Raw genomic sequence first — 21,510 nt, 5'->3', positions numbered from 1 at the left:
AGCTCCTTTCATGGAGAAGAAACAAGGGGATTCAACCAGATTATACCCTTAGAAATTCAATTGATTCACAGGAATTTCAGGTTTGAGAAAAAGTCATAGGTGTATACATATAAGAAAGAAACCTAAAACAAATCCTGCAATCAACTACCTCCCAAAATCCTCATGAAGCTCTGAAAAGGAGTTAATCAACATGAGAAGAAGAATCCTTCTGTTGTATACACTGACCATGATCGCCATTCTTGGACTGGTGAGTTTTATGATGCAATGGATGGGATCCAGCATTGTAGAACGGCAGACTACCCTGCGTCTTTCTTCCTTAGCAGCCTCCAAAGCCACTCAAATTTTCAACTTAGTGGAACAGGATTTTGAGCGGGTTAGTCTGATTGCTTCACGAACACAGATGAGAGATAGTTTGCGGATGTATGAAAAAGAAATGGAGACACAAGAAGCCGAAAGCGCTAAAATGAGAGAAATCGTGGTGGATGCGGCTCATTCTGTAGAAGCCATTCGAAGCGTAGAAATAGCCAATCTCATTGGACAGGTGGTGGCTTCTACAGAAGCAAACAACCCTACGGATCCTCCAATCAAAGGCAATGAGTGGTTTATCCATGGGAAAGAAGGTTATTATTTTAGCGACATACAACTCGATGCCAAGCAACGGCCTTATTACCATTTAGCCATGCCACTTTTTCATACAGGAGAGATAGAGGGGATGCCGCCGGCTGTGATTGGAGTGTTGCGTGTAGAGATGGCTTTAGATCGAATGATCTCTATTTTGGGAGATACAACAGGCTTGGGGAATACTGGGAATGTGACCCTACTCTCTTTGGAGGCGGAGAATATCCGTTGTTTGAGTCCTTTAGGCCAGTGCGAGTGTGCCTTTCATATTCAGCAAATGGGAATGCAAGAGGAGCTTAACCAGGGAGAGGATGTGAACCAGTGGGTTTACCACGCCTTAGGTCACCAAGTCTTAGCCAGTTATCATCCCATCCATCTACCAGACAAACAGTGGGGCGTACTGGTGACCATGGACAAAGAAGAAGTGATGGGCCCCTATGTAAACATGTATGGCTATGTGGTAGTGATGATCTTATGCTTGATGGCTATGGGAAATATCATAATGATCTTAGGTACTCGGTATAGTTTTCGAGGCATTGAAGAACTACTGGCAGGAGCAGAAGAATATGGAAAAGGCCATTTGAATCATCGCATTCAAGTTAAAACAAAGGATGAAATTGGAAAACTAGCCAATTCATATAATATAATGGCTGGTAAACTTAAGACGCTTCAAGATAAAATGGAAAACCTTAGCGTAACGGATCAATTAACTGGTATTGGAAATCGACGTTTGTATGAAGAAGAACTACTTCGATTGGATACACCACGATACCTCCCCTTAAGCGTTATGATGGGGGATGTAAATGGACTGAAATTAGTGAACGACGCCTTTGGTCATGCACAGGGAGATAAACTTTTGAAAAGAGTAGCCACAGTTTTGTTAGAGGGGTGCCACACTTCCCATGTGATTTGTCGAGTGGGTGGAGATGAATTTGTGGTGTTGATGCCGGAAACAGAGAGAGCAGACGTAGAAGAGCGGTTGCAAGGGATTAAGTGTGAATTGAGTCAACAAAAAGTAGGCCGAGTAGAGGTTTCGGTTTCCTTTGGAGTAGCAACCAAATATACGGTTAAAGAGCCAATCTTGGAAGTAATGCAACAGGCCGAAGAAGCGATGTATGCCGTTAAACTGCAAGAAAGCAAGAATATGAAGGAAACCACGGTTCAAACCATTATCGATACCTTCTTTGCATCAAGTAAACCCTATCTTCCTCATGGAGAAAAGGTTTCTGAGTGGTGCGGCAAAATGGCCAAACAATTAGCCTTTTCTGAAGAAAAGAGGAATCGGCTTATGTTGGCAGGAAAACTCCACGATTTGGGGAAAATAACCTTTGATGAAACCTTGCTTCATAAACCCACCTCCTTAACCAAAAAAGAATGGATGGAAATCAAACGTCATCCAGAGAATGGATACCGAATTCTTGAAAGCATCAGTGGGTACAAGGAAATAGCCGAAATTATTTTAAGTCATCATGAACGCTGGGATGGATCTGGATATCCCAGAAACTTGAAAGGAAAAGAAATCCCAATAGAATCCCGTATCATTGCTATTGCGGAAAGTTATGATGTCATGACGAATACACAGCCTTATCAGGCAGCCATGACAAGAACAGAAGCCTTGGAGGAGCTCCAGAAAAATGCTGGGAGCAAATTTGATCCAGCATTAGTAGCTTTGTTTATCAATTTGCCAGAATAAAACCTTCTAGTACCGCCTTTTCATTTTAATTTGTGTTGCATAGGTTCACTTAAGAGTCTAAAAAGTCAAAAAACGTTTTCTGGACAACGTTTTTTCAAACGTGAACATTGTATAATAATACAAAAAATGGATAGGAGGTAAGATATGTTTCGTTTAATTGGTGTTGTTATTATTCTTATTGGATTTTATAAAAAATATAATCCAATAGCCGTAGTTCTGGTAGCTGGAATTACAACAGGTTTAGTAGGTGGTATTGAGATCGTTGCAATTTTGGACATATTGGGAAAAACCTTCGTCAACAACAGGTATATGTCTATCTTCTTGCTAACGTTGCCAGTTATCGGCATCTTAGAGAGAAACGGATTGAAGGAAAGATCCATTATGTTGATCCAATCCATGAAATCGGCAACAACAGGAAGAGTGATCATTATTTATACTTTTTTTAGATTACTAGCATCTGTTTTTGGGCTAAGGCTTGGAGGACATGTACAGTTTGTTAGACCATTGTTATATCCCATGGCCATTGGAGCTGCAAGAAAGAACTACCAATCAGTCAATGAAAACGCAGATGAGAAGATCAAGGGAATATCCGCCGCAGGAGAAAACTACGGAAACTTTTTTGGACAGAATGTTTTTCCAGCGTCTGGTGGCGTCCTGTTGGTAGTAGGAACTTTTGCAGCCCTTGAAATTCAAGTAATTCCCATGGAAGTAGCCATAGCGGCTATTCCTGTAGCGGTGATTGCATTTATGTATACCATAGTCCAAAGCATTATGTTTGATAGGTCTTTGAACCGAACCTTGGAAAAAAAGAAAACAGAGGAAGGAGCCTAGCCATGCAAAGTACTTTATTGGAAGTGATGTATATTCTAGCTGGGTTAGTGGGTATCAGCAGTGCCTACAGTGCATTAAAAGATAAAGATCATCCTCATCCAAAGGAAACGGCAGTATTCTGGGGGATTTTCGGGATAACATTCATTTTTGGACCCTACATGCCCGGATATGTGATAGGGGTACTGATCCTAGCAATGGGAATTTTGGCAGGAATCAATAGAGTTACAAATGGTGGAATGGAAACTGCGGATGAAGATCAAAGAAAAGCCAGTGCTTTAAAAATTGGGAACAAGATTTTCATACCAGCCTTAGCCATAGGAGTGATTGCCTTTGTGATAGGCCAGTTTGTGCCAGTTTTAGGAGCTTTGGTGGGACTAGGCTTAGGCGCATTGATTTCCACAGTGATGGCCATGATAATGACGAAATCTAAAAAGAATCATATTTCTTTTGAGGGAAGCAGACTATTATTGAGTCTTGGTACTGCTGCAATACTGCCACAACTGTTAGCAGCCTTGGGGGCGTTATTCAATGAAGCAGGGGTTGGTCAGGTGATTGCCTCAGGCATTGGCGGCGTTATCCCTGAGGGAAATCTATTGGCTGGTGTAGTGGCGTATTGTCTCGGAATGGCCATTTTTACGATGATTATGGGAAATGCCTTTGCGGCTTTCGCAGTTATTACAACAGGAATTGGCATGCCATTTGTGTATGCCCATGGTGCGAATCCTACGGTAGTTGGTATTCTAGCCCTTACAGCTGGTTATTGTGGAACCTTAATGACGCCGATGGCAGCAAATTTCAATATCGTTCCAGCCGCCCTCTTGGAAACCAAAAATAGCAATCGAGTCATTATAGCACAAGCTCCTTGGGCTTTTGCGATGCTTATTACGCATATAGTGTTGATGTATACATTAGGATTTTAGGAGGAGGATACCCATGAAAATATTGATAACAGGATTTGATCCCTTTGGTGGGGAAAATATCAATCCCTCGTATGAGGCAATAAAAAAAATCAGTATGAACAATCCATCTATAGAAATAATAAAAAAAGAATTACCTACAGTTTTTAAAAGATCCATAGCGGTGCTAGATGAAACCATAGAATCAGTCCAGCCAGACGTAGTTGTGTGCACAGGCCAAGCTGGTGGCAGGTTTGATATATCCATGGAACGGGTCGGTATTAATATCATTGACGCTAAAATACCAGACAATGATGGAGATCAACCAGTAGATGAAAAAATATTTAATGATGGTGGAGATGCTTATTTTTCAACAATCCCCATCAAAGCCAGCGTAAAAGCTTTGAGGGAAAAAGGGATCCCTGCATCTGTGTCTAATACGGCGGGCACCTTTGTATGTAATTGTATTCTTTATGGTGCTTTGTATCTAATAGAAAAGAAATACCCAAAGGTCAAAGCTGGTTTTGTCCATGTGCCTTTCTTGCCAGAACAAGTAACAGAGAAGGCCAACATGCCTAGCATGTCACTTGAAAACATAACACGAGCCCTAGAAGTGATTATCGAAACCATAGCAACAACAGATCAAGACATCAAAGCAGTTGGAGGAACAATACAGTAAAAAGGATATCCGTACAAAGGAAGCCCTAGATCATTCAACAAGAATGATTTCAGGGCTTTTTTCTATTTTTGAGTTTTTTATAGGGGGAGCTCAATGTAACAGGAAAATCAAACGGGAAAGGGTAACAGGAAAGGGTTTACTTTCAGAAGCTGGTAAAGTATAGAAGAATCTCATATAATTGATAGAAAGCATATGATGTCGGAATCCTAGAAGAGACATGAGGTAAAAACTAGATTTGCCTATGGCTGAAAGAGAGAAAAGAAAGGATTTCTAGGTAGGATAGATTGTGTACCATCTTAGTTAAAAGGGAGGTCTATGATGCTTAAAGAACTTTTTAACAGGAAACTACAGTTAGAGATGACTACTTTTTTCTTGAATGATTTGGCGCAAAAGGGAAAAGTGATGAACTTAAGGAAAGATACCATTATTCAAACGAATTCGGATTGTATCTATATAGTGACGAGTGGAATGGTTTCCGAAGAGATTTTTAGGCAAGATGGCAAACAGATAACCTTGTTTTTATTGGGACCGGGCACTATTTTTGGAGAGATGCCCTATTTTGAACAACAGGAGAATACCTGTTCCGTTAACATCTCTATGTATCATGGCACAAAAGTATCGATTGTCGAAAGGCAGACATTAAATCGGGAGTTCACTGATCATCCAAAAGGATACCATTATTTTATTCATAGTATCACAAGAAAACATAATATCTTGATGTTGAAAATAGCAGATAATCATTTCAATGATTTCAAAGGGAAACTAGCCAGTACCATCATCCGCTTCGCAATTGTTGAAGAGGGAGATCTATTTAATGGTGCCACTATTAACAATGTTAAATCCATTACAATGTTTGCGAAATACTTGTCTTGCGATCGAAGTACGGTTTCAACAGCACTCTCCAGCTTTCAGGAAGAGGGTTCCATTCTGTTGGATGGAAATAAAATAATTGTTAAAAACAAAGAAAAATTAATGAAATATGTGAACTTCATATGGTAGAACGAAGAATTATTTAACTGCATTCCCTCTCGGTGATCACAGACTATTGCGATTATTAACCCTTCTCTATAATCTGTTGGAAAACACATGAAAAGAAATTGGGAATATGTTAGAATGAAAATTGGTATAAGAAATTATAAATCTGCCCGATGGAGGGTAGTAGAGAATGGGGAGGAGAATTAATAATGAGCAAACCTGTTTTGTCAGCCCATTTTGAATCCAGAGAGCCTTCGGACGTGCGATTGGCTCAAATGAAGTACGATGAGCGTGCCGTAAAGCCGGAAGCTGTCATCAACGTAGGAATTGGGAATGTTTCCCTGCCAGCTAATCCAGCCATGATGAAAAGAATGTTTGGATTAGATGCACCAGAAAGTCCCTTTGCAAAAGGAGTTGTTCGCTATACGGGTACTGCTGGTACAGAAGAATGTCGAAACGCCTTTACGAACATCTTGAAATGCGAAGGATTTGATGTGGACAATCTGTTTGTTCAGGTAACAGATGGTGGCTCTGCTGCCATGGAACTGGCGATTCTGGGAATTTGCGGACCAGCCGCCTCCGATGAAAAACCATTAATGATGATTGACCCAGCTTACACCAACTACATTTCTTTTTCACAGCGTGTGGGTAGAAAAACCATTACGGTGAAAAGACAGCTTGGAGAAGATGGCAACTTTACACTGCCAGAGCTGGATGAAATTGAAGAAGTGATTAAAACCAATAATCCTGGCGGTATGTTGGTAATCCCTTATGACAACCCAACGGGACAACTGTATGAGCATGAAACCATGATTGAGTTGGCCAAGTTATGTGTGAAATATAATATGTGGATGATCAGCGACGAAGCATATCGGGAGTTATATTATGATGAAAGCAAGAAACTAGTCAGCATTTGGGGCGTAACCGATAAAGAAGCTCCTGGCATTGAAGGCCGAAGAATCAGCATAGAAACCGCCTCTAAAGTTTGGAATGCCTGTGGTCTTCGCATCGGAGCCTTGATCACGGATAGCAAAGAGTTCCATACTCGTTCTGTGGCTGAATATACTGCCAACCTTTGTGCCAACGCCATTGGCCAGTATATTTTTGGTGCCTTAGCACAAGAAAGCAAAGATGGTATTCTAGGCTGGTGCAAAGAGATGCGAGATTACTATAAAGAGCAGATTCTTATGGTGAATAAAGGCTTGAAGGAAAATGAACCTGGCCTGATTGTTTCCAGTCCAGATGCGTCTATCTACTCGGTTATCGACGTTCGAAACGTTGTAAAGCCAGGCTTTGATGCCGTAGAATTTGTGCTTTATTGTGCTGGAAAAGGATCGGCAGAAATTGACGGCGTAGAAACTACCTTACTGGTAGCACCCATGAAAGGCTTCTACGATATCGAAAAAGGTCAACCCAACCCAGGCAGTACTCAGTTCAGGATTTCTTTTGTGGAATCCAAAGAAAACATGAAAAAAGTTCCAGAACTATTTGTAAAACTCTTAAAGCAATTTGAAGCACAGCGATAGATCTATTTGTTAAATAGAACTATTCAGTGAAGAGGAATCTCGAAAAAGACCTGCAGACACAAGCGGGTCTTTTTCATGTTACAATGAAAAGACTAATGACAATCCCTCTGGCTCCTGCTGATAAGCCTGGTCAGGATGAGGGGGAAAAGGAGGGGTATTCCATGACCAATCCACAGATTTTGGTGGTAGAAGACGAGGGAAAACTACGTAAACTGGTGGCAACCTACTTGAAAAGAGAGGCGTTTCAAGTACTGGAAGCTGCAGATGGTAAAGAAGGCATCGCTCTTTTCGAAAATCATTCCGTAGATGTAGTGATTCTAGATATTATGATGCCAGGCTACGATGGGTGGACGGTCTGCCGTCGAATCAGGGAATCCAGTCAAGTGCCTATTATTTTGCTGACAGCTCGTAGCGAAGAAAATGATAAGCTTTTAGGTTTTGAACTGGGTGCCGACGATTATGTAACCAAACCCTTTAGCGTTAAAGAACTGATGGCTCGCACAAAAGCCTTGTTAAAGCGTAGTGGCATCAAACCAGAGGAGGCACATTATCACGTGCAGTGTCTTAGGGTGGACACAGCCCGCCATCAGGTAACGGTAAAAGGAGAAGCTGTGGATCTAACGCCAAAGGAATACCAACTGCTGATAATGTTCTTGAAACATACCAATCAGGCTATGGAACGAGAGGTTATTTTAGATCGTGTTTGGGGCTACGATTACTACGGTGATTTTAGAACCGTGGATACCCATGTCAAGCGGCTTCGTCAAAAGCTGGGCGAGGCTGGGGGCTTAATACGGACCCTTCGTGGAGTAGGCTATGTCTTGGAGGGGAAAGAATCATGAAAGCTTCTATTTTCAAACGATTAAACCTGCTTTTTATTGTATTTGCATTGCTGATTCTGGGATTGGTTTGGACAGCTCAAAACTTTTTATTGGAACCCTACTATATTAACCAAAAGACAGGACAGATTCAAAGCGGTCAGCAGAGCCTTCTTAAATACCTTCAGGAAAAGGGTGCAGGAGATGGGTTTCAGCAGGAAATGGAAAAAATGGCAGAGGAGTTACACGGAAGGATTGTTTTGATCAGTCAGACAGGCCGAGTAGTGTATCAAGCGGAGGATGGAACAACTGGTCGATCCGGAAGAATGCATCACTCCATGATGCGGCATATGGAAACCGGCAGAATGACTACCCACCAAACCCAAGGACAGAGTGGTCCCCTTAACTATTTAACCCTAATGGCGCCGGCTGGAGATTTTTATCTTTTTTTTCAGGTGCCCTTGCAGCCCATGGAAGAAGTGCTTGGGATTGCAGCTCGGTTTAATATCATGTTGGCAGCAATGGCCCTTTGCATAGCCCTAATCCTTTCCTTGCGTTTTTCAAAAAGCCTTACCCAACCTCTTATTCAGCTAAACCAAGCCGTACAGAAAAAAGATTCGGAGAAATTTCGATTGCCTTGGGAAAAAGTACCTCAGGATGAAATAGGGCAGTTGGGAACATCTTTTCAGGAATTAACAGACCAATTGGAACAAAGTATTACAGCTCTGCAGCAAGAATTGAACAAAGAAAAAAACTTGGAAAAGCTTCGAAAACAATTTGTGGCTCGGGTTTCTCATGAACTTCAAACCCCTATAGCCCTTATTCAAGGCTATGCAGAAGCCTTGGAAGATCAAGTAGCACCAACGGAAGCGGATCGGCAAGAATACCTACACATTATTCAGGAAGAAACCCAGCAAATGAGTCATATGGTAAAAGACTTATTGGATTTGGAACAATTGGAATCGGGAGTCTTTGGTGTCAAAAAAGAAATGGTAGATCTAACCCAGGTCTTGCAGAACACAGCGGATCATTTTAACCTTCTTTGCAAAGAAAAAGAGGTTGCCACAGAAATAAACGCTCCTGAGGAGATGGTGGAGGTAGAAGGGGATGGCCGTCGATTGGAACAGGTAATGACCAACTTCCTTCAAAACGCCCTTCGGCATAGCCCTGTCGGGGGAAAAATCCGCCTATCCTTGGAAGAAGAAAAACATCAAGTAATGGTTCGGGTGTATAATGAAGGCCAGCCTATTCCTGAAGATAAAAAGGCCTTGATTTGGGAAAGTTTTTATCGAGGAACCCAAAGACCCACTGGTACTGGACTGGGACTAGCCATTGTCAAAGGCGTATTAGAGTTGCATGATAGCCACTATGGCGTAGAAAATCGGGAGAAGGGCGTTGAATTCTATTTCACTCTTAAAAGACCTTCCTCTATCAAAGCCTCTAAGACTTAGATTTCCCATACATGGCGGCGCCAATAATACCAGCATCATTCCCCAGTTCAGATACTTGGAGGCTAGTGCTGTTCATGGATTTGACGTAAATCCGTTCTGCTACCCGGGCTTTTAAATCATCTAGAAAGAAGTCTGCAGAGCCGGAGATACCGCCACCCAAGGCGATCACCTGCGGATCAAAAATATTGATGAGATTTGCAATGCCTACAGACAAGTAATGCGTCATTTGATGCACCACCTTCAGGCAAAGGGCATCGCCTTGACGTGCTCCGTCAAAAATAAGATTAATGCCAATGGAGGTCTTTTCTCCTTCTATGGATTGGGTTATGAGGCTGTTTTCCCCTTGTTTTAGGAGGCGGAGGGCATGTTTCTTCATGGCCGTAGCAGAAGCGAAGGTTTCCCAGCATCCATTGTTGCCACAGGTACAGTCATTATAGGCGTTGGTGTCCACGACCATATGGCCCAGTTCCGTGCCGATGCCATGGCTACCGCTGTAAACATGATGATTGAGAATGACACCCCCGCCGATGCCTGTGCCTAAGGTAAGGAAAATCGAATTGGCGGCATCTTTTGTCACCCCTAAGGTATGTTCGGCTACAGCGGCCATGGTGGCGTCGTTGGCTACCTCCACTGGCTTGCCCGTTAGATGCCCTAACTTTTTTCCTAAGGCTACATTGGTCCAAAAGAGATTCGTGGCAAAGTAAACCAATCCATCTTCACCAGCCGCTCCAGGAATACCCACCCCAAGAGTCCCCACTTCTCCCCCCTCCAGTTCGGATTCTTCTAAGATTTCCTCCACCAACAAAGCCATATCGTTGATGACCATATCCGCTCCTTCAGCTATCCTGGTTTGTTGTTGTTTTTTTAGCACCAAGCTCCCTTGTTCCGTTACGAGACCTGCCTTAATCGAACTACCACCTAAATCTATACCAATGTAATACATAGCCACATCTCCTTTCCATGGAATCCTAAACAGAACTCCAGTATCCTTGTCTTCAGTCTTTGTTTCTTAAGTATACAACAAAAATTCCATAAGGTGGACCCTTTCTTCCGCCAGCTTAGAGTTGGTTCTTTATAGGTTTTGGAATAAAGGATCTCCATGGTATAATGAGGGGAAAGAAGAAACCTCTAGAAAGGAATGGAAAGAGATGAAATCACCAACAGAAAGCCATAGGGTATATCGGATCATAAGAGTGCTGATGGGATTCTTTATTTTTGCCGCTGGCATCGTGATGACGATCAATGCCAATATAGGCCTTGCGCCGTGGGATGTGTTTCATCAAGGATTAGCAAAGACTTTGGGCATTACCATAGGCCAGGCTAGTATTGGCATGGGCCTTGTGATCCTAGTGCTGAATTTTGTTTTTGGAGAAAAAATTGGATGGGGAACCCTAGGCAATATGTTGTTTATTGGCCTATTTATTGATTTTTATATGCTCAATGGCCTCATTCCAGAACAGGGTGTTTTCTGGATGGGGGCTATTCAAGTGTTCCTAGGCCTCTTTCTCATCGGCGTAGGCAGCTTTCTTTATATAAGCGTTGGAGTAGGGTGTGGGCCTAGGGATGGTTTAATGGTAGCCTTGGTAAAAAGATTTAAACGACCGGTAGGTGTCATTCGAGGATCCATGGAAGGATTGGCTCTTTTGGTGGGATGGTTGCTTGGGGGCTATGTGGGATGGGGGACGCTTCTCATCGTCCTTTCTATTGGTCCCATGATACAAGGAACCTTTCGACTCTTTAGGTTTGATGTGGCAGCTGTGCAGCATGAGTTTATTAATAAAAAAATAATGGATAATGGATAATCGTCAATTGTCTTTCAGGGGGGTACGAAGTGGAGCAATATGAAGGGAAACTGGTAGAAATGATCTACCAGAACGAGGAAAATGGATATCGGGTAGGCATTCTGGAATGCGAAGATCAAGTGCTAACCGTCGTAGGTATTTTGCCGGGCCTTAACATTGGGGAGCGTATTCGTGTGCGTGGAAAAAAACAAGTGCACCAACGCTACGGAGAACAGCTAAAAGTGGATGAATACGTTCCTTTGTTGCCAGAAAGTCAGGAAGGCATCATGGAATACCTGGCATCTGGCTTGATTCCAGGCGTTGGTGAAGCCATGGCCCGTCGAATGCTAGAGGTCTTTGGAACTGAAATTTTCACGATTATGCAAAAAACTCCAGAGAGACTTCAGGAAGTCAGAGGCATTGGAAAAAAGAGTTGGCGGCCCATGGCGGAAGCTTTTCAAACGCACAATCAGCTACGGGAACTGATCCTTTGGCTGGCGGAAAAAGGCATCGAAGCCCGATTTGCCCTTCGTATTCATAACGCCTTTGGCGGTGCTGCCAAGGCTATTGTGGAAGAAAACCCCTATAAGCTTTTGGACAGTATGCCGGAAATAGGATTTAAAGCCGTAGATCGCATGGCGTTAAAACTAGGGCGAGATCCGGAAGATCCTCAGCGGATTGGCAGTGGCATTCTTTACACCCTGTCAGCAGCCAGTTACGAAGGCCATACCTATCTGCCTCAGGAAGATTTAGTGCAACGGGTACAGGCTTTCTTAGAGGTAGGAGAATCCGTTGTGCTTCACTCTATTCAAGGCCAAGCCATGGAGCAACAGATTCAAATGACCACAGGACCTGAAGGACATCGAGTGTATGGGCGCCCCTCCTACGAAGCCGAAACCGATACCTGTAAAAAATTAATGGAACTAGCTTGCACCGTTCCACTGCCAGCACCAGAAAACCTGCGCCAGCGGCTAGAGATACTTCAGAAAGAACAGCATATCCAATTAGCCGAGGCCCAACTAGAAGGCGTAGAAGCTGCCTTTCACCACCGAGGGTTGGTGATCACCGGTGGCCCTGGAACGGGTAAGACTACTCTTATCAACAGTTTGATACGTCTTATCCAAGAAGAAGAACTGGAAGTATTGTTGGCGGCGCCTACGGGTAGAGCTGCCAAACGTATGACAGAAACCAGTGGCAAAGAAGCCAGTACCATTCACCGTCTTTTGGAAATGGGTTTTTCCGAAGAAACAGGTCAGCATTATTTTGGTCGGGATGAAGAGACTCCTTTGGAAGCAGACTTTCTCATCATTGACGAAGTATCCATGGTGGATATTCTGATGATGCGTCATTTGCTGAAAGCCATTGGACCTGCCACTACCTTAGTGTTGGTAGGCGATGTAGACCAGCTACCCTCCGTGGGGCCTGGAGCTGTCCTTAAAGATATTATCAACAGCGGCATGATTCATGTCATCCGCTTAACAGAAATATTTCGCCAGGCACAAGAGAGCCTTATTGTGATGAATGCCCATCGGATCAATGTGGGGGAAGAACCAAAGTTGAACCACCGAGATCGGGATTTTTTCTTTATGTCAGAAGAAAACCCTCACAAAGCCTTGGAGACCATTCGACAATTGCTGGTAAAGCGGTTACCAGATCATTATCTTTTCGATCCCATTAAAGATATTCAAGTGTTAACCCCAACGAAAAAGGGTATTACAGGAACTGTGAACCTGAATCAGCATCTGCAAGAAGTACTTAACCCAGCAAATCCTTCTAGACGGGAACAGAACCATGGCAATCGGGTCTTTCGGGAAGGGGATAAGATCATGCAGGTGCGTAATAACTACAGCCTGGAATGGACACGGAAAGATCCAGAAGGCCAAGAAGACAAAGGAAGAGGCGTTTTTAACGGAGATATTGGCCATATTGCTGAAATCAATAAACAGCGAGAATTGTTGACGGTGCTTTATGAAGACGACCGGAAAGTCGCATACCCCTTCGCTCTCATGGATGAACTAGAACCAGCCTATGCCATCACCATTCATAAAAGCCAAGGAAGTGAGTTTCCTGCCGTAATTTTACCCATGTTTCCAGGACCAAGGGTTCTAATGACCCGTAACCTCCTATACACCGCCATTACCAGAGCCAGAAGTTTAGTGGTATTAGTGGGGCATAAACAAGTACTTTACCGAATGATCCAGAATAACCGGACCCAAGAACGCTATTCAGGATTAGAAGAAAGGTTGAACCAATTGCTAGAATTTTTGGAGGAAAAGCCATGAAAGCCTCTTTTTTTCATGCCTTCTTGGATCTAATCTATCCTCCTTTTCATCCTTGCCCCCACTGCAGACAAAAAGGAACTCCCATAGAGGGAGAAAAAACCGCCCTATGCCCTAGATGCTTTGCTGATTTTCCTTTTCTCAGACCAGAAGAGAAGCCTCATAACCTAGAAGTCCTAGCCCGTTATGGTCAAAGTGCCCAATCCTTGATCCATCACCTTAAATACAAAGAAGGCCACTACTTGGCAAAACCCATGGCAAGGCTCATGGTGAAAGAATTAGTTCTAGGATCTCAGGATCTGGTTTTACCAGTGCCTATGCATCCAAAGAGGCAGAAACAGAGAGGGTATAATCAAGCAGATTTACTTGCCAGACAGATTGCCGCCATGGTAGAATTAGAATACGAATCAGCCGTCTTAGTGAGAATTCGAGAAACAGCCCCCATGGTGAAGCTTAATCGGTTGCAGCGGATTCAGAATATGTGGGGCAGCATTAAGATCCCCAGCAGGCATATAGACAGAGTGAAAAATCAGAAAGTTCTGTTGGTGGACGACGTCTATACCACTGGCGCCACCACCCAGGCCTGTGTACAGACCCTAATGGAGGCAGGAGCCAGAGAAGTTACCGTCACCACCTTTGCTGTGGCGGATATATAGCCAGTAATAAATACGTGAACCAGGAAGGGGAAGGAATGCCAATGTCCTTAGATCTTAGAAATTGCAAAAGCTGTGGACGTGCGTATCAATATGATGGAGTGACCTTATGTACCCGTTGTCGAAAAAATTCCGACGAAGCATACGCAAAAGTTAAAGAATACCTTTATGATAACCCAGGCGCCAGCGTTGGCGAAGTTTCAGAAGCTACAGAGGTAAACGAAAAAACCATCTTAAAATTTCTACGGGAAGGTAGGCTGGAAATAAAGGACGAAAACAATATGTTTTTGGATTGTGAAAGGTGTAGTGTCCCCATTAAATCTGGCCGCTATTGTGACAAATGCACCCATGAAATGACCAATGAATTTCGTTCTGCCGTTACACCTAAGGAAAAAGAAAAACCTAAAGAAGTGGTAAAAACCAAACAAAGTCAACGGATGCATGTTAATGTGAAGCGTAAGAAATAAAAAATATTAAAAGGAAAACCTGCTCCAAGCCTTAAGAAACACCTTTTTCTGCCGATATTCTTCTTAGAAGGATGAAAACGGCTAGAAAGAGGTGTTTTTTATGAAAATTCAAAATCATCCACAGATCATTCAAGCCATGCGCAGCTATGACAAAAACAAGACACAGTCTTCGGAAAAGAGCGGCCAGGCAGCTTCTGCCAAGGACAAAATCGAACTTTCGGAAACGGCTATGGATTTTCAAAGAGCCTTGAAAGCTTTTCGACAGCTGCCGGAAATTCGACAAGACCGAGTCCAAGCAGTGAAAGAAAAAATGGCTAAGGGAGAAGAAGCGACAGCAGAGGAAATCGCCGATAAAATGATTGCGGATCTTAATCTGCGGAGCACCCTCTAAAGAGAGGTTATTAAGGTGGTGCGGCTTAAACCGTTGTCAGGAAGACAGTAAAACCCTTGTCTTGACATGGCATAAAGTCATGTTGGAAAATTGATAGGAGAGAGCCTATGTCTAAAGCCATACAACAATTAAAGGAAGCCCTCCGACAGGAATACGATCTATACGTAGTTTTGTTAGAACTAGCAGATCAAAAAACCATGATGGTGGTTCGAAATAAAGTGCAGGACTTGGAGCAACTTACGCTAAAAGAGCAACAATTTATCCGAGAGATGGGACGTTTTGAACAAATACGTCAATCATTGCTTAGCCACTTTGCCCAAGAGAAGGAGCTGGCGGAAGTGCCTCAAAATCTGTCTGCCCTTCTTTCTTTTTTGTCCCAAGAAGAAGCAGAAGCCATAGAAACCCTTCGGGAAAAACTAGTGTCTGCCATTCAAGAAATTAGCGAAAAAAACCAACTAAACGAAAAATTAATTGAGCAAAGCCTTCATTTTATTCAAATAAATTTAGAAGCCTTAACAGAACTAGAAACAGGCAACCCTTACAGCCACAAAGCAGACCCTAAAAGCAAGGAAACAAGACGTATTTTTGATGCAAAATGCTGATAGAGCAGTTAACAGTTAAGAGATAGCAGTTAAAAGTTAACAGTTAAAAGTTAAAAGTTAAAAGTTATAGCCTTTACATAACTGCTTTTACAACTCATAACTGATTTTAAACGGGAAGGTGAAAACAATGCGCTCAACTTTTTTAGGATTCAACACCGCTACGTCTGGCCTCTTTGCCTCCCAAAGAGCACTGGATACGACGGGTCACAATATTGCCAATGTCAATACCCCTGGCTACTCTCGGCAACGGGTGGAGCAGTCCAACGCTGATGGCTGGCGTATAGGAGGCGGAGCTGGCATATTAGGAACTGGGGTTCAGACCGATGGCATTGAACAAATTCGAAATGAGTTTTTGGATTTTCGATATCGGTACGAAGTCAATAACCTAGCATATTGGGAAGCACGAAGAGATGGTCTTTCTTTTATTGAGGCTAGCTTTAACGAACCTTCAGAAACGGGGATGCTATCAAATCTAGACAACTATTTTGACTCTATGCAAGAATTAAGCAAAGAACAAAACGCCGATGAGCTGACCCATAGAGCCCTTGTCTATGATCAAAGTGAAGCCATGGCAGGAAGTATTTCTCATCAATACGATCAATTGGAAAAAATGGTGGTAGACGTAAACGAAGAGATAAAAACCACCGTAGATACCATCAACCTTTATTCAGAACAGATCGCCAGTTTAAATGAACAGATCTTTCGATATGAAGTAGATGGTAGTAGTGCCAACGATTTGAAAGATAGGCGAAATCTTTTGATTGATGAGCTTTCTGAGTTGGTGAAAGTAGATGTAAAAATGGTTACAGATCCCCAAAATACATCTCCCAATGCCCCACAAAAAATGGTTCTGCAGATTGCAGGGCAACCATTGGTATATCATAATAAATCCTATAAATTGGACGCATCGGAAAAAGAGAAAAGTGATTTTTTTGATGAAATGGGCGTTGACCTAGAAATTAACCGAGTTCAATGGGCAGATGGCAGTTATTTAAATCCAAATAGTTTGGAAGGGGAACTTAAAGCCCTCATCGAACTTCGCGATGGAACCACAGCTGAGAAAAAGGGGATTCCCTATTATATTAGCAAGCTCAATGAGTTTGCCCAAACCTTTGCAAAAGAAATGAATGAAGTGGCTAAAACTGGTTATGGCCTAAAAGGAGAAATACTCCATGATGCTGACGGAAACCCCTTGGGTGACGATGACAATGGAGCTGGCTACTTGATGTTTACTGCCAATGGTCAGTCCTCTGCAGAAATGTATGACGAAAATGGCAATATTATGCATACCGCCATCAATGCCAAAAACATTGGAGTGTCCATGGACATGCAAGATCTTAATAAAATTCCAGCCGCTGGGACCAAAGAAGCCAATCCAGGGGATGCTTCTGTCATGATGGACATGTTGGAGTTGAGGAACAAAGACAGCATGTTTGCAGAAGGCCGTCCAGAAGATTTTCTGCGTACCATGGTGGCTAATTTGGGGGTAGACCAGCAACAAGCCAACCGAAATGTAGAAAATCAACTAATTTTGACACAACAAATCGACTACCAACGCATGAGTTATTCTGGTGTGTCTCAAGACGAAGAACTGGCCAATATGGTGAGATATCAGCATGCCTATAACGCCTCGGCACGAATGATTACCACCATGGATGAAATGTTGGATGTAATCATCAACAGAGTGGGCTTGGTAGGCAGATAGTTGGTAAGCAGATAGTTGGTAGGCAGATAGCGAGAAAATAAAATCGAGGTGAATCCTATGAGAATAACCAACAATATGATGGTTCAAACCGTATTAAATAACATGCAACGAAATGTGAACCGGCTCAATCACTCTCAGACTCAATATGCTACGGGAAAACGCATCAACAAACCCTCCGACGATCCTAGTGGTATTTCCAAAAGCATGCGGCTGCGTAGCGACATTAGAACCATGGAGCAATACAAACGAAACGTAGACGATGCCTACTCCTTTATGGATACGACAGAAACCGCTATTCGCAACATGCAACAAGAAGGCATGAATCGAATCAGAGAACTAACGGTACAAGCATCTAGCGAAACCCTCACCCAAGACGAAACCATTAAAATACAAGCAGAAATCGAAGAAATCCGTAAGCAAATGATCGACATGGGAAATTATACGTATTCTGGCAAACATGTTTTCTCGGGCACCAAAACCAATCAACCTTTGCTAGACAACGAAGGGTATTATCAAATGGAACTGAAAAAATATGAAAATCCAGCCATGAACGATGACGTATGGAACTTCGAAACCAGCTCTCGAGAAAAAATACAGGTGAACACCCTGGGCTTCGAAGTCTTTGAAGCAGAATCCAATGAAGTACTGCGGGCCGAGATTGATGCAGGTGGAACTGTAATAGAATTTCCCTATACCGATGGTAGCGGAAACTTGGAATTAAATATTGTGGCAGGAAGTGATGCTGGGCCGAACGGCCCTAATGCCGATGGAAACTGGACCGTAGGAGCTGGTTGGCAAGGTTCCTTGGAAGACTCTGTAACAGAAGCCATGAAAGAAATAAAAGCCATAGAAGGCGAGAAGATCCTTGATTACAAATTTGAACAAGAGGTAGTTAATAAAGCCGATTTTGATGGAACAGAAATTACTACGACTACGACTACCTATCTAAAAGCCATTCCAACCAGTGGTGTCATTGAAGATTCCTACGAAAACCAGGCAGCTTGGAGTTTAGGAGAAGACCAATTTGCACCCCCGGATTTCGACAATAGTACGCCTCAAGGCTTCAGTTTTGGCGGTGCAGAGGTAGTGGTGGTCCAAGGAGATCCAGCTGCGGTTCCAGCGGAAGTGGTCATTCCAGAAGATCTGGCCAGCAAAGATAAAATTGTATTAACCCTTAACGGTACTCCTGCTCCTACACCAACGATGGAAGATTACGCAGAAGCCCTTAACAAGCTCTCGGACCAACGAGGTTCTCAAGTCCAAGGCTTTACCTTCGCCGCTGATGGCACTGGACTTAAAGCCATGGCACCAGAAAAATCCGGAACCCTTCATAACAAAAAACGGTTCAGTGGCTCTTTGATCCCAGTAGCACCTGAGGATCGGGAAGATTTCAAGAAAGACCAGTTAGTAGCAACGGGAAAAGCCAAACATCAGTATGTTGAAGAAGGCCAGCGAGCTGGATTGTTTCAACTACTAGACGATCTGGAAAAAAACATGCTGGAAGGCAACCAAGAAGCCCTCAGCAATATGTTGGGAGATATCGATAACCATATGGATTCTATGTTAACCGCCCGTTCTTCTACAGGAGCCAGAGCCAATCGAACAGAGCTTATCCTTTATCGTATCGAAGACGACACTCTTAATTTTCGAGAATTGATGTCTAAAATAGAAGATGCGGACATGGCAGAAGTCAGCATGAACCTGATGAACGAAGAAAACGTCTATAGAGCCTCTCTGAACGTGGGAGCCCGAATTATACAACCATCCTTGTTGGACTTTTTGAGGTAAAAACTACTTAGGCCCTGGGTAGTTTCCTTGCTCCATCTTGACCTTGGTCTTGAATTGGAGCTTAATTATCAATTCTATACTATCAATCGCAAAATGCGCCCAGCGCCTTTTGCCTAAAGGAGGTTGACTGATGCATCTTGAGACCAAAAACTTTGGTGCATTGGAAGTGAAAGAAGAAAATATCATCCGTTTTCCAGAAGGAATTCCTGGTTTTGAAGGACAGACCCGTTATGTTTTCATCCAAAACCCAGAAGAAAGCGTTCCCTTTCACTGGCTTCAGTCTGTTGAGGACGGTGAACTAGCTTTTGTCGTCATTAATCCATTTATCTGTCGCATTGACTACGAATTCGAACTGCCTCAATCCGTGGTAGATAAGTTGGAAATCGAATCTTCAGAAGATTTGAAGCTGTATGCTATTGCTAAAGTACCTGAAAAGATTGAGGACATGACCATTAATCTACTTGCGCCCATTGTGATCAATCAGAAGAACAACCAAGCTCAGCAGGTGGTATTGAATGAAAATCAGTACCATACCCGCCACCGAGTAGTGGAGGAATTTAGGCGAAATGAAGAACTCTCTAAAGAGGAGGGGGAATAAGATGCTAGTACTCACAAGGAAGCTGGAAGAAAGTATTGTTCTAGGCAGTAGTGTTGAAATAAAAGTACTAGGCATCGAAGACGGAAAAGTAAAACTGGGGATTCAAGCTCCCAAAAACGTAGAAATTCATCGAAAAGAGATTTATTTGGAAATCCAGAAAGAAAATAAAGAAGCTGCTGGTTTCTCGATTGATGCAGGGGCACTAAAAAAAGTCATGGAAAAATAATGGTTTTTTCCAGGCTTTTGGGATCCGTGGCTGTTAATCGTTTTTTGTTCTTGACCTTAATGCTCACTCTTAACTGAAGTTAAAAATTTCAACGGAATTTCTCTAAAGTTTTTTAAAGCTCTTCCGATAATAGTAATAAGCAACAAATTAATGTAAGTACGCCTAATCCTATTCGGCCGAAGACAGGGCAGGCAACAAGAACCCCATATGGCAAGGATGCCAAAAAGGGGCAACTAAAATTCAAGGAGGAATTAATCATGAGAATTAACAACAACTTAATGGCTATGAATACCCATCGTCAGTTGGGCATAGCTCAAACCCGTGGTGCCAAGTCGATGGAAAAACTATCTTCCGGATTTAGAATCAACAGAGCTGGAGATGACGCGGCAGGTTTGGCAATAAGTGAAAAAATGAGAGGGCAGATCAGAGGCCTTAATCAAGCTTCTAGAAATGCTCAAGATGGAATTTCTTTAATCCAAACTGCAGAGGGCGCTCTTAATGAAACTCATGCAATCTTGCAAAGAATGAGAGAACTTACAGTACAATCAGCAAATGATACCAATACAGATGCAGATAGAACACAGATTCAAGCAGAGATAGATCAGTTAACTGATGAGATTGATCGAATTGCAAACACTACTCAGTTTAACACGATCAACCTTTTGGACGGTAGTAACGAAGGAATTGTAAGACCGAGAGATGCTTCTATTACGCTAAATAACAACAGTAATGTGAATTTCCAGATAACAGGTTTGGATAGAAGTGATCTATCTGGAATTACTGGTGCTGGATCTGTCACCATTACCATGACAGGATCAGGCGGGAATCAAACGTTAAACGTTACATCTCAAGGATCGGAGTTAACCTTTAGCGGTATTTCTGCTGACTCGAGCACGATTACGATTGTAGATGGTGATAATACCATTGAAGTTGATTTAGGTAAAAATCTATCTGGAATGAGAGCGGGAGAAAGTGTTACTCTTGTGGTTGCAGGTGGGCATGAAGGAGAATATAATCCTTCAGGTTCAATTTACCTTCAAATAGGGGCTAATACAGGACAGAATATGTTTGTGAGCATTAGTTCGATGAAGGCCGATGATCTTGGATTAAGAGATGATGATGGAAAAGCCATTAACATTCAAGAAATTACAGGGTATTCAGGAAAAGCAATAGGTGCTATTTCTATGGTTGATGGAGCTATTCAGCAAGTTTCAGCTCAAAGAGCAGAGCTTGGAGCTATCCAGAACCGACTAGAATACACTATTGCAAACTTAAATACTTCATCTGAAAACCTACAAGCTGCAGAATCAAGAATCAGAGACGTAGATATGGCCAATGAAATGATGGAATTTACGAAGCAAAACATCTTACAGCAAGCTTCGACGGCTATGCTTGCTCAAGCCAACATGGCACCTCAATCAGTGCTTCAGTTGTTAGGCTAAAGCGTTACTTTTAATAAGGTATAGCCAAGACCTCTGAATTTGTTAGAAGCTAGGGTTAAAGGAGGGTCAGAGGATTTAATCTTCTGACCCT

The 21,510-nt window shown here is 42.7% G+C and carries 20 protein-coding genes; 19 read left to right on the top strand and 1 reads right to left on the bottom strand.

Annotation, left to right across the window (positions count from 1 at the left end; translation table 11 throughout):
- The first annotated feature begins 190 nt into the window (after positions 1-190).
- From ACZ47N_RS04855 to ACZ47N_RS04820, 8 genes are all read left to right on the top strand, one after another.
- A complete protein-coding gene (locus ACZ47N_RS04855; protein WP_464888010.1) occupies positions 191-2,311 on the top strand; it encodes an HD domain-containing phosphohydrolase in 2,121 nt (706 codons plus the stop codon).
- Positions 2,312-2,455: 144 nt separating this feature from the next.
- Positions 2,456-3,142 carry a DUF969 domain-containing protein gene (locus ACZ47N_RS04850; RefSeq protein WP_464888009.1) on the top strand — a complete coding sequence of 229 codons (687 nt, stop codon included), beginning with the start codon at positions 2,456-2,458 and terminating at the stop codon, positions 3,140-3,142.
- A 2-nt stretch (positions 3,143-3,144) separates the two neighbouring features.
- Positions 3,145-4,062, top strand: a complete 918-nt coding sequence (locus ACZ47N_RS04845) for a DUF979 domain-containing protein (protein ID WP_464888008.1) — start codon at positions 3,145-3,147, stop codon at positions 4,060-4,062.
- Between the two features lie 13 nt (positions 4,063-4,075).
- Entirely contained in the window at positions 4,076-4,717 is a 642-nt protein-coding gene (pcp, locus tag ACZ47N_RS04840; protein WP_464888007.1) for a pyroglutamyl-peptidase I, read from the top strand.
- Positions 4,718-5,035: 318 nt separating this feature from the next.
- Positions 5,036-5,716, top strand: coding sequence for a Crp/Fnr family transcriptional regulator (locus ACZ47N_RS04835; protein ID WP_464888006.1), 681 nt, complete (start codon positions 5,036-5,038; stop codon positions 5,714-5,716).
- A 185-nt stretch (positions 5,717-5,901) separates the two neighbouring features.
- Positions 5,902-7,218, top strand: coding sequence for a pyridoxal phosphate-dependent aminotransferase (locus tag ACZ47N_RS04830; protein ID WP_464888005.1), 1,317 nt, complete (start codon positions 5,902-5,904; stop codon positions 7,216-7,218).
- Positions 7,219-7,379: 161 nt separating this feature from the next.
- A complete protein-coding gene (locus ACZ47N_RS04825) occupies positions 7,380-8,060 on the top strand; it encodes a response regulator transcription factor (RefSeq protein WP_464888004.1) in 681 nt (226 codons plus the stop codon).
- On the top strand, positions 8,057-9,487 hold the full coding sequence (locus ACZ47N_RS04820) for a sensor histidine kinase (RefSeq protein WP_464888003.1): 1,431 nt from the start codon (positions 8,057-8,059) through the stop codon (positions 9,485-9,487). The genes ACZ47N_RS04825 and ACZ47N_RS04820 overlap by 4 nt, the downstream gene beginning before the upstream one ends.
- Here ACZ47N_RS04820 and ACZ47N_RS04815 read toward each other — a convergent pair.
- A complete protein-coding gene (locus tag ACZ47N_RS04815) occupies positions 9,477-10,430 on the bottom strand; it encodes an ROK family protein (RefSeq protein WP_464888002.1) in 954 nt (317 codons plus the stop codon). The two genes, ACZ47N_RS04820 and ACZ47N_RS04815, sit on opposite strands and share 11 nt — an antisense overlap.
- Before the next feature lie 205 nt (positions 10,431-10,635).
- On the opposite strand from ACZ47N_RS04815, the gene ACZ47N_RS04810 reads away from it, so the two are divergent.
- From ACZ47N_RS04810 to ACZ47N_RS04760, 11 genes are all read left to right on the top strand, one after another.
- Positions 10,636-11,289, top strand: a complete 654-nt coding sequence (locus tag ACZ47N_RS04810; protein WP_464888001.1) for a YczE/YyaS/YitT family protein — start codon at positions 10,636-10,638, stop codon at positions 11,287-11,289.
- A gap of 29 nt (positions 11,290-11,318) precedes the next feature.
- Positions 11,319-13,550: an SF1B family DNA helicase RecD2 gene (recD2, locus tag ACZ47N_RS04805; protein WP_464888000.1), complete on the top strand. Its 2,232-nt coding sequence runs from the start codon at positions 11,319-11,321 to the stop codon at positions 13,548-13,550.
- Positions 13,547-14,203 (top strand): ComF family protein, encoded by a 657-nt coding sequence (locus ACZ47N_RS04800; protein WP_464887999.1) that lies wholly within the window; start codon positions 13,547-13,549, stop codon positions 14,201-14,203. Before recD2 ends, ACZ47N_RS04800 begins: the two co-directional genes overlap by 4 nt.
- Before the next feature lie 35 nt (positions 14,204-14,238).
- Entirely contained in the window at positions 14,239-14,667 is a 429-nt protein-coding gene (locus ACZ47N_RS04795) for a TIGR03826 family flagellar region protein (protein WP_464887998.1), read from the top strand.
- A 100-nt stretch (positions 14,668-14,767) separates the two neighbouring features.
- Positions 14,768-15,058, top strand: coding sequence for a flagellar biosynthesis anti-sigma factor FlgM (locus tag ACZ47N_RS04790; RefSeq protein ID WP_464887997.1), 291 nt, complete (start codon positions 14,768-14,770; stop codon positions 15,056-15,058).
- 107 nt (positions 15,059-15,165) lie between these two features.
- The gene (locus tag ACZ47N_RS04785; protein WP_464887996.1) at positions 15,166-15,660 is read left to right on the top strand and encodes a flagellar protein FlgN; all 495 of its coding nucleotides are present in this window, start codon (positions 15,166-15,168) and stop codon (positions 15,658-15,660) included.
- A gap of 127 nt (positions 15,661-15,787) precedes the next feature.
- Entirely contained in the window at positions 15,788-17,365 is a 1,578-nt protein-coding gene (gene flgK, locus ACZ47N_RS04780; protein WP_464887995.1) for a flagellar hook-associated protein FlgK, read from the top strand.
- 57 nt (positions 17,366-17,422) lie between these two features.
- Positions 17,423-19,153, top strand: a complete 1,731-nt coding sequence (gene flgL / locus ACZ47N_RS04775) for a flagellar hook-associated protein FlgL (protein WP_464887994.1) — start codon at positions 17,423-17,425, stop codon at positions 19,151-19,153.
- 130 nt (positions 19,154-19,283) lie between these two features.
- Positions 19,284-19,751 carry a flagellar assembly protein FliW gene (fliW, locus tag ACZ47N_RS04770; protein ID WP_464887993.1) on the top strand — a complete coding sequence of 156 codons (468 nt, stop codon included), beginning with the start codon at positions 19,284-19,286 and terminating at the stop codon, positions 19,749-19,751.
- Between the two features lies 1 nt (position 19,752).
- Positions 19,753-19,977: a carbon storage regulator CsrA gene (csrA, locus tag ACZ47N_RS04765; RefSeq protein ID WP_464887992.1), complete on the top strand. Its 225-nt coding sequence runs from the start codon at positions 19,753-19,755 to the stop codon at positions 19,975-19,977.
- 257 nt (positions 19,978-20,234) lie between these two features.
- A complete protein-coding gene (locus tag ACZ47N_RS04760) occupies positions 20,235-21,419 on the top strand; it encodes a flagellin N-terminal helical domain-containing protein (protein ID WP_464887991.1) in 1,185 nt (394 codons plus the stop codon).
- Positions 21,420-21,510: the final 91 nt, after the last annotated feature.

It is taken from the genome of Tindallia texcoconensis, from assembly GCF_055383815.1.
This window is presented reverse-complemented; position numbering and strand designations above follow the sequence as displayed.

Coding starts and splice junctions, on each gene's coding strand:
- ACZ47N_RS04855 (WP_464888010.1), top strand. CDS start 191: ATGAGAAGAAGAATCCTTCTGTTGTATACACTGACCATGATCGCCATT.
- ACZ47N_RS04850 (WP_464888009.1), top strand. CDS start 2,456: ATGTTTCGTTTAATTGGTGTTGTTATTATTCTTATTGGATTTTATAAA.
- ACZ47N_RS04845 (WP_464888008.1), top strand. CDS start 3,145: ATGCAAAGTACTTTATTGGAAGTGATGTATATTCTAGCTGGGTTAGTG.
- pcp (WP_464888007.1), top strand. CDS start 4,076: ATGAAAATATTGATAACAGGATTTGATCCCTTTGGTGGGGAAAATATC.
- ACZ47N_RS04835 (WP_464888006.1), top strand. CDS start 5,036: ATGCTTAAAGAACTTTTTAACAGGAAACTACAGTTAGAGATGACTACT.
- ACZ47N_RS04830 (WP_464888005.1), top strand. CDS start 5,902: ATGAGCAAACCTGTTTTGTCAGCCCATTTTGAATCCAGAGAGCCTTCG.
- ACZ47N_RS04825 (WP_464888004.1), top strand. CDS start 7,380: ATGACCAATCCACAGATTTTGGTGGTAGAAGACGAGGGAAAACTACGT.
- ACZ47N_RS04820 (WP_464888003.1), top strand. CDS start 8,057: ATGAAAGCTTCTATTTTCAAACGATTAAACCTGCTTTTTATTGTATTT.
- ACZ47N_RS04815 (WP_464888002.1), bottom strand. CDS start 10,430: ATGTATTACATTGGTATAGATTTAGGTGGTAGTTCGATTAAGGCAGGT.
- ACZ47N_RS04810 (WP_464888001.1), top strand. CDS start 10,636: ATGAAATCACCAACAGAAAGCCATAGGGTATATCGGATCATAAGAGTG.
- ACZ47N_RS04800 (WP_464887999.1), top strand. CDS start 13,547: ATGAAAGCCTCTTTTTTTCATGCCTTCTTGGATCTAATCTATCCTCCT.
- ACZ47N_RS04795 (WP_464887998.1), top strand. CDS start 14,239: ATGCCAATGTCCTTAGATCTTAGAAATTGCAAAAGCTGTGGACGTGCG.
- ACZ47N_RS04790 (WP_464887997.1), top strand. CDS start 14,768: ATGAAAATTCAAAATCATCCACAGATCATTCAAGCCATGCGCAGCTAT.
- ACZ47N_RS04785 (WP_464887996.1), top strand. CDS start 15,166: ATGTCTAAAGCCATACAACAATTAAAGGAAGCCCTCCGACAGGAATAC.
- flgK (WP_464887995.1), top strand. CDS start 15,788: ATGCGCTCAACTTTTTTAGGATTCAACACCGCTACGTCTGGCCTCTTT.
- flgL (WP_464887994.1), top strand. CDS start 17,423: ATGAGAATAACCAACAATATGATGGTTCAAACCGTATTAAATAACATG.
- fliW (WP_464887993.1), top strand. CDS start 19,284: ATGCATCTTGAGACCAAAAACTTTGGTGCATTGGAAGTGAAAGAAGAA.
- csrA (WP_464887992.1), top strand. CDS start 19,753: ATGCTAGTACTCACAAGGAAGCTGGAAGAAAGTATTGTTCTAGGCAGT.
- ACZ47N_RS04760 (WP_464887991.1), top strand. CDS start 20,235: ATGAGAATTAACAACAACTTAATGGCTATGAATACCCATCGTCAGTTG.